6 protein-coding genes are annotated in these 6,666 nt (G+C 47.1%); 2 read left to right on the top strand and 4 right to left on the bottom strand.

Annotated elements, in window-relative coordinates; translation table 11 throughout:
* Window positions 1-96: 96 nt before the first annotated feature.
* From QUA70_RS15540 to folK, 3 genes are all read right to left on the bottom strand, one after another.
* Complete coding sequence (locus QUA70_RS15540; protein WP_333348237.1) at window positions 97-1,548, bottom strand: FAD-binding domain-containing protein; 1,452 nt, start codon at window positions 1,546-1,548, stop codon at window positions 97-99.
* A gap of 131 nt (window positions 1,549-1,679) precedes the next feature.
* The gene (locus QUA70_RS15545; protein ID WP_006635393.1) at window positions 1,680-2,228 is read right to left on the bottom strand and encodes an NUDIX hydrolase; all 549 of its coding nucleotides are present in this window, start codon (window positions 2,226-2,228) and stop codon (window positions 1,680-1,682) included.
* A 78-nt stretch (window positions 2,229-2,306) separates the two neighbouring features.
* Window positions 2,307-2,795 (bottom strand): 2-amino-4-hydroxy-6-hydroxymethyldihydropteridine diphosphokinase, encoded by a 489-nt coding sequence (gene folK, locus QUA70_RS15550; RefSeq protein ID WP_333348234.1) that lies wholly within the window; start codon window positions 2,793-2,795, stop codon window positions 2,307-2,309.
* A gap of 285 nt (window positions 2,796-3,080) precedes the next feature.
* On the opposite strand from folK, the gene QUA70_RS15555 reads away from it, so the two are divergent.
* Entirely contained in the window at window positions 3,081-3,548 is a 468-nt protein-coding gene (locus QUA70_RS15555; protein ID WP_333348232.1) for a hypothetical protein, read from the top strand.
* A gap of 237 nt (window positions 3,549-3,785) precedes the next feature.
* A complete protein-coding gene (locus QUA70_RS15560) occupies window positions 3,786-6,137 on the top strand; it encodes a PhoX family phosphatase (protein ID WP_333348229.1) in 2,352 nt (783 codons plus the stop codon).
* Window positions 6,138-6,341: 204 nt separating this feature from the next.
* Here the strand turns inward: QUA70_RS15560 and QUA70_RS15565 are convergent.
* Window positions 6,342-6,666: Uma2 family endonuclease (locus tag QUA70_RS15565; RefSeq protein ID WP_333348226.1), on the bottom strand; the 325-nt coding region annotated here is incomplete at its 5' end.

The following is a 6,666-nucleotide window of genomic DNA, read 5'->3' on the forward strand; positions in this document are numbered from 1 at the left end:
TTATTTAACTTTATTATAACTGATGAAATTTTTGAACTTTAGGGGGCGCACTGCGAACCTTACTGATATGATAACTGGCGCCAAAAATATAGCAATTTAATCGGCTATTTTTTGCTGCTTGTAAAGTTCCTTAAACTTGCGCTGCTGCTCGTTGTGATCTACGATCGGAGAGGGATAATGAAGAAGTCGGCGTTCTAAAGGTGAAATATTTCCTGTTAGCAAAGCTTTAGTATCAACGCGGCGCAATTCTGGCACCCAGTGCCGAATATATTCGCCCTCCGGGTCAAATTTCTGAGCTTGACTGGCGGGATTGAATATTCGCAAAGGTTTCGGGTCCATGCCGCTCGATGCACTCCACTGCCAGCCGCCATTATTAGCCGAAAGGTCGGCGTCTATCAATTTTTGCATAAAGTATTTTTCCCCCCACTGCCAGTTAATAATTAAGTCTTTGGTGAGGAAGCTGGCGACTATCATGCGGCAGCGATTGTGCATCCAACCTGTCTGATTTAACTGTCGCATTGCTGCATCGATAATAGGATAGCCAGTTTTGCCTCGACACCAAGCTTGAAAAAGCTTTTCATCGTTCTCCCACGGAAAGTCTTTGAATGCTTGACGGTAGGGGCCGTCTGCTAATTCTGGGAAGTTATACATGGCGTGTTGGTAAAATTCCCGCCACGCTATTTCCTGTTGCCAAGTGCGGATGTTTGTGCACGCTTCTTCGCTGTGGCAAGTGTCCATTACTATCTGAGTAGCTTGCCAAACAGTGCGGATGCCTATTGCACCAAACTTGAGGGCGGCGCTGAGTTGGGAGGTGCCGCTAACTGCGGGGAAATTGCGCTGTTCTTGATATTGGTAAATTGCCCGATCGCAAAATTCTTCCAACTTTTCTCGCGCTGCATCTTCTCCGGGTTCTATTACTAATGGATTCTCCCAAATAAATCCCAAACTAGAAGCAGTGGGCAGTGTTTCAATTGCACCTGCTTGGGTAGCGAGTTCTTGTTCTTCTGCACTTAATCCGGTCATTAATTCCAGATAAGTTATCGGCAGTGTCTCTACGGGTTGGGCTTTGGGTTTACTGTTCCATTTTTTCCAAAATGGTGTATAAACTGTGTAGGGTTGTCCTGTACCGCTGCGAATTTCGTCTGGGGCGTGCAGGACTTGATCCCAGAAATTTTGAACTTGAATTCCTGCTTGTTGGAGGGCGTTTGATACGGAGATATCGCGCTGTTTTGCGTAGGGTTCTACATCCCAGTTCCAAAATACTGCTTGAGCATTTATCGCTGTTGCTAATTTCGGTATTCCGAGAATCGGGTCATTTTGAATTATCAGTAATTGACTGCCTGCTTCGCTGTAACGCTGCTGAAGTTTTTGCAAGCAGCCGATCATGTAGGTGACTCGGGCTGGCGCTACGTCATCGCGATTTAGGATATTGCGATCGAGACAAAAAATCCCGACTACTTTCGCGCTTTGCTGGCGGGCTGTGGCCAGTCCGATATTGTCAGAAATACGCAAGTCGCGGCGGTGCCAAAATAAAATTAGATCTGACATTCGATTTGAGATTTTAGATTTTAGATTTTACAGTCCTGGACACACGCGGGGTCAAAAACCCGGTTTCTAAGTTAAGATTTATCGGTTTGATGCACGATTTTAAGAAACCGGAGTTTTTTCGTCAGTCCTATTTAAGTCAAAAATGGACGGGCTAAGAAAAAGCTCGAAATTGATTTCGCGTCAATTGGTTCCCCAGCTAAAATAGCTTTTTCTAATTCTTCTGGGGTGAATAAAACTGTTTCAAGGTCTTCATCATCGTCTTGTGCGGGCGGCTTTTCCAATTTTTCCAAATCTTGGGCTAAAAAAGCATAAATGATTTCGTCGGAATAACCGGGGGCGAGAAAAAATTGCCCTAACTTCTGCCATTTTCCAGCCCGATATCCGGTTTCTTCTTCGATTTCGCGTTTGATAGTTTCGGCGGGACTTTCATTGATTTCGACTGTACCTGCGGGAAATTCTAAAATTCGCCCTTTTGTGGCAAAGCGGTATTGTCGCACCAAGACGAGTTTACCTTCGGGTGTGACGGGAACTGCAAGTGCTCCGCCGGGGTGGCGAATACATTCCCACTCGCCTTCGGAACCGTTGGGAAGACGGAGGGTGGCTACGTCAAAGTTAAATTTGCGCCCTTGGTAAAATAGGCGTTGTTTGAGGAGTTGGGGTAGTTCTTGACCGATCGACATAAGCGCGAAGCGAATAATGTTAGAGTGCACCGATTTAAGACATCATAGGCGATCGAAGCCCTGAATTTTGCTCAATTTTTACACTGGCAATTTTTGCACTCCGGAACAGTCTGCGGTTTGCAGGAGTTGGGCGATCGTACTTTTCGTCACCGGATGCACCCACTCCGGGGCAATTTCTGCTAAAGGTACTAATACAAAAGCTCTGTCGGTCATCCGGGGATGAGGTAGAGTCAGTGTCGGAGTTTCTAGGATTAAATTGTCGTACAGCAGCAAATCTAGGTCTAGGGTTCTTGGCCCCCATTTTTCTCGGCGAATGCGATTAAATTTTATTTCAATTTCTAATAAAGCTGCTAGCAATTGTTCTGGTTGTAGTGCCACTTCTAGGATGGCACAGGCGTTGATGTAATCGGGTTGCGGCGGCCCAACGGGGGCGGTTTGATACCAGCTTGAATGGGATTTTACTGCGATTTCTGGGGTGTTGTTGAGGGTTGCGATCGCGCTAGAGAGTGTGGCGAGGGAGTCGCCTAAGTTGCTACCGAGGGCGATCGCACATTTTGTTAATTTCATAAAGAAGAAGGAAGAAGGTTCGGCAACTGATTGTGTAACGGATTTAACGGATTTAAAGAAAAAGGGAAGAGTACGGCGGGGCGGGTTTATCGATATCCTTTGATACCTAAAAAGATTTCGGCTTAAACCAGCCCATACAAGTTGTATTTTTGCGAAAATTTCCCCCTAAAGGCTGCATTTTTGGCGCATTCTGATAACACAAAATATTATTTTAATCTAAGTTTAACAGTCTATTAAATTTTATTAACTATCATTGATAAGTGTTAGTATTTAGTTTCAAACATAATGAATTTGTACCTACGCTTATTGCAGACCGTCATTCTGGCAATTATCAGTTTAACAGCAAGTATATCGATAGCTTTGGCGGAAACCAAAGAGCGCTACCTTACCTTAGATTCGGACGGCAGTCAATCTTTTGCCAGCTTAGTGCAGCAGGCGGAAGATTTAGCGAAAGAGTCGATCGCCCGTGAGTTTCAAGAAAATCCGGCATTAACAGAAGTTACAGTCATCATTACAGCCGATCGCAGCCGACAAAGGGTTCCTGTTTTGCGATCGAGAGTATCCCGCCGCGACTGGCAGAAAGATGCGAGAATCGAACAGTGGACTAGATATTTTGCCGATGCTCAATTGCTGCTGGGATTCAGAGACGGCAATACTGCGCCCGCAAATTCTGGGTCTTCGCAAGTGATTAATGTACCTGCGCCCAGTCGATCGACATCCCGACAAAACGATCCGGGTTTTCGAGATGATTGAACAATTAGTAATGGGGCATGAGGCATGGGACATGGGAATTGGTAATTGGTAATTGCAACTAATAAATAATCAATAACAACAGTCAACAGTCAACTGACAACTGACTATATTTAACTTCTTATTAACCAAAATATCATCTTATTTTAATTAATCTTCAGGTTAACTCCCCTTAATTTAACAGTGATAGAGTTTCATACGAAATCATCAGATTAGGGATGTTGGTTTGAAAAGGAATTTATGTCTAAAATAACTCGCCGACAACTGCTAATTTTCTTCGGCAGCAGTGCGGCTACCACTGTGCTTGCCCCTCAACTAACTAAAACACTATTCGGCATCAATTCTACCTCCGCCGAAGCTGTAGTTCCGCTATCTTTCACTCCGGTAAGACTTCCCCACCCCCTGCCGATTTATCGAGAACTGCCCAGCTTTATGCCAACGGGTTTAAACGGACAGGGAACCGTGATGGCTGCCTCGCAGGATACTAAATTAACCAGCTACAACGTTGTTGACGATGTGGTTGTGCCGCCGGAATACGAACGCTACGTGATTGTTCGCTGGGGCGATCGAGTTTTCCCCAATCCGGCAGACTATTTCGGCTACAACTGCGACCACACCGCCTTCGTAGGCCTTCGTGGCAGCAGTGACGACGGCTATCTCTGGGTGAACCACGAGTATGTAGGTTTCCCGATGTCGAAAGTGACACCGGAAGCGCCGTCTGATCTGGCACCATTTCCAACCACCGATCGCGCCGTCCTCGGTATAGACTTATCCGTAAAAAATCGCGATACCCTTGGCGAATTCCTCTACAATCTCGGTGGTTCGATCGTCCGCATCACCAAACAGTCTAACGGCCGATTTCAGGCAATCGCCGGCGACTCCCTCAACCGCCGTATCCACGGACTTTCCGGCCTCGGAATCAACAGCCAGCGTACCGACAAATACAAAGATGTCACCTCCTGGGGAACCAGACAAGGGGATAACGAGTACCTCACCGGCACGGGCCCGGCAGCTACCCAAGTCTTCGCGCAAGTCAACACCGACGGACTCGGCAACCGCATCATCGGTACAGCCTACAACTGTTCCGGCGCCACAACCCCTTGGGGCACAATCCTCTCCGCCGAAGAAAACTTCCAAGGTAGCGAACTATTCTTCGTCGGAGTTCAGGAAAACATCAAACCCAACGGCGGCCAAACGGGCTACGCCAAGGGCACTATCGGTGAGGAATTCGGCTTAGTCGGCGAAAAATACGGCTGGATGGTAGAAGTCGATCCCCAAGATCCAAGTTTCCGCCCCCGGAAGCACACATGGTTGGGCCGTTTCCGCCACGAAAACGTCGCGATTCGCGCTGAAGCCGGCCGCAAGTTAATAGGCTACATGGGGGACGATCGGCGCGGCGGACACACCTGGAAATTTGTCAGCAACGGTAATGTCACCAATCCCGCAGATAAAAACAACAGCCGCTTGTTTGAAGACGGCGTTTTGTACGTGGCCCAATATAACCGCAACGGTACTGGAAGATGGCTACCACTAACTATAAATAGCCAGACAAATCCAGTGCGTCCTTCTAAAGTTGGCGAGGCGGAATTAGCAAGTTTTGGCAAAGCTCAAAGAGATGCCGCTACTCGCTTCCCTAAACGCGCAGGAATTGCTGGTCAAACCGAAGACGGCGGTTCTTTTGTGGTAGATACAACCAATGAAGCAACAGCACTTCCGGGCTACCAAAATAAAACTCTGGCTGATTTCTACAGCAGCCAAGGCGCGGTTTTAGTTGATGCTTTTTTAGCTGCTAATTTGATCGGCGGAACTCCCACGGCGCGGCCGGAAGATTTGGAAGTTAATCCTACTACGAAGGAAGTTTTTATTGCTTATACTGACGGCGCACCGGGAAGCGACGGCTATCCAGATTCTCGCATTTTTACTGTTGCTAAATACGGTAGCGCTGTCAACAGCACTCAGCAGTCGGGAGGACTTTACAAAATAATTGAAGACAGTCCCGACGGTGCAGGTTTGACGTTCCGCTGGCAGCGTTTGGCTCAAGGCGGAGAAGCGGGTTCGCTAGCTGGCGCGGGATTTGCTAGTGTGGATACTATGGCTTTTGACACTCAAGGCAATATTTGGGGCGTCACTGATATGTCTACTAGCACGCACAACGGTTTTGATATCGGTGCGGCAGGAAAGCCAACGACGATCGACCACAAGAAGACTGGAAATGTGGCAGAGTTTACTGGAGTTTTCGGCAACAATTGGCTGTTTTATATTCCGACTTCCGGCCCGAATGCAGGCACAGTAATTCCATTTTCTTACGGCCCGAATCGGTGCGAAATGACGGGGCCGACTTTTGTGGGGCAAGATACGCTGATAATTGCGGTGCAGCATCCTGGGGAAGATTGTCCGATCGATGATGGTACTGTACTGAGTCGGCAAATTGAAATGTTGGATTTGAACGGTGCTCTTTTCAATCAAACTCGCACTGTTTCTCGCGGCAGTTTGTGGCCGAGCAATATTGAGAACGATCGGCGCAGATCGCCGATGCCGTCGGTGATTGGAATTCGTCGGGTGCGATCGACTCCAACGGGTCAGTTTGTTTAAATAGGACTTACGCATCGGGGCCCAGAAACCGGGTTTTTACGAATCGGGAGTAACATTAAATGAACCGTGAAGGCGCTAAGGACGCGAAGAAAGAGAAAGAAGAAGATACTGTTCTTTATTCGCGCTCTTCGCGTCTTCGCGGTTTGTTCAAATAATTTAAAATCGCTAGGATAATTAATATCAAATCCCTTGACAGCGGAATTATTAAGAAAATTTTACTTGGTGATATAAATCGGCGATCGCAATTTCTAGATTCACGGATTCAAGTTGCAAGGAATCGCCTAAACCATACTCGGAGAGAACCCATTGCCCCTGTTGATTGCGTCGAAACATCTCTACTCCTGGCTGTTCAACTTGCACCAAAACATACTCTTGCAGTGTTGAAAACTGGCGGTATTTAGCAAATTTAATGCCGCGATCTGCTGCTTCTGTGGAAGGCGATAAAACTTCGATAATTAGGGCTTGCTGAAAAAGTGAGAAAACAGCATTTAGAAAGATGAGTGAATTCGAGTTCTCCTCGGCAATATAA

The sequence above is a fragment of the Microcoleus sp. LAD1_D5 genome, from assembly GCF_036702115.1.
Lineage (GTDB): Bacteria > Cyanobacteriota > Cyanobacteriia > Cyanobacteriales > Microcoleaceae > Microcoleus.